The organism is Streptomyces bungoensis, from assembly GCF_001514215.1.
Classification (GTDB): Bacteria; Actinomycetota; Actinomycetes; order Streptomycetales; family Streptomycetaceae; genus Streptomyces; species Streptomyces bungoensis.
The window spans coordinates 1-1,083 of sequence record NZ_KQ948912.1 but is presented as its reverse complement, the minus strand read 5'-3'; the positions used below and the strand labels follow the sequence as shown (position 1 = coordinate 1,083).

Sequence of the window (1,083 nt, the reverse complement as noted above, 5' to 3'; positions counted from 1 at the left end):
GGGGTACATGGCGTCGATCTCGCGGCGCACGCGCCGCAGGAAGGCGTGCGTGGCGGGCAGGTTCTCGCAGTTGGTGCCCTCCTCGGCGTAGAGGTACGGCACCGCGTCCAGCCGGAACCCGTCGATGCCGAGGTCCAGCCAGAACCTGAGGGCGGCCAGGATCTCCTCCTGCACGGCCGGGTTCTCGTAGTTGAGGTCCGGCTGGTGGGAGAAGAAGCGGTGGAAGTAGTACTGGCCGCGCACCGGATCGAAGGTCCAGTTGGAGACCTCGGTGTCGACGAAGATGATCCGCGCGTCCTCGTAGGCCTTGTCGTCGTCGGCCCACATGTAGTAGTCGCCGTAGGGGCCGTCGGGGTTGTTGCGGGACTCCTGGAACCACGGGTGCTGGTCGCTGGTGTGGTTCATGACGAAGTCGATGATGACGCGCATGCCGCGCTGGTGGGCGGCGTCCGCGAACTCCACGAAGTCGGCCAGGTCGCCGAACTCCGGCAGCACGGAGGTGTAGTCGGAGACGTCGTAACCGCCGTCCCGCAGCGGTGACTTGAAGAACGGCGGCAGCCACAGGCAGTCCACGCCGAGCCACTGCAGGTAGTCGAGTTTCGCGGTCAGGCCCTTGAGGTCGCCGACGCCGTCGCCGTCGCTGTCCTGGAAGGAGCGGACGAGGACCTCGTAGAAGACAGCGCGTTTGAACCACTCCGGATCCCGGTCCTTGGCGGGAGTGTCCTCGAAGGTGTCCGGTACGGGGTCGTTGACAGTCATGGCGCTGAGGGCCCTCCGATCTGTGGCGTCGATCGCCCGACGTGGAGCACGTGCGCCGGCGTCCGGCCGGGCGTGAGGCGCACGTAGTTGGTCCTGCCCCAGTGGTAGGTCTCCCCTGTCAGTTCGTCGTGGACGGACAGGGCGGCGTTCCAGTCCAGGCCGAGTTGCGGCATGTCCAACGAGACCGTGGCCTCCTGGGTGTGGTGCGGGTCGAGGTTGACGACCACGATGACCGTGTCCGGGCCCGTGCTCTTGCTGTAGGCGAGCACGTGATCGTTGTCGGTCCGGTGGAAGCGGAGGTTCCGCAGGCGCTGTAGCGCGGGG

2 protein-coding genes are annotated in these 1,083 nt (G+C 66.9%); both read right to left on the bottom strand.

What is annotated here, in order from left to right:
• Window positions 1-759 (bottom strand): alpha-amylase family glycosyl hydrolase (locus tag AQJ66_RS36605; protein ID WP_244163048.1); only part of this gene is annotated, 759 nt, incomplete at its 3' end.
• The coding region (locus AQJ66_RS36600; protein ID WP_208611550.1) for an alpha-glucosidase C-terminal domain-containing protein at window positions 756-1,083 on the bottom strand (328 nt) is incomplete at its 5' end. The genes AQJ66_RS36600 and AQJ66_RS36605, both read right to left, overlap by 4 nt.